Genomic DNA, 256 nt, shown 5'->3' on the forward strand with positions numbered 1-256 from the left:
CAAAGAATGTGTCGGCAGGTATACAGGCAAAGGTAGCCCCAGAAAAGGCGATTCGTCAGGGTGCGATTGGGCGGCGTACGGTTTGTTCGGCACATTGGGTAAAGGCAGAATCGTTTTGAATGAAGGCAAGGAATCTGAAGTATTTGATTTTGCAGAGAAAAAAATTGAAGGAGGTTGTATAGCATGGCAACTGAAACCACAAACGAAAGCAAAAGCAACACACTTGCCTTGATAAAAAAAGACGTCGTGGACGTCG

General features: G+C 45.3%; 1 protein-coding gene. It reads left to right on the plus strand.

All coding sequences use genetic code 11. The annotated features are described in order from the left end of the window. Positions 1-232: VVA0879 family protein (locus UU7_RS18775; protein ID WP_202946813.1), on the plus strand; the 232-nt coding region annotated here is incomplete at its 5' end. Between the last annotated feature and the right edge of the window lie 24 nt (positions 233-256).

It is taken from the genome of Rhodanobacter spathiphylli B39 (assembly GCF_000264295.1).
GTDB classification, from domain to species: Bacteria; Pseudomonadota; Gammaproteobacteria; order Xanthomonadales; family Rhodanobacteraceae; genus Rhodanobacter; species Rhodanobacter spathiphylli.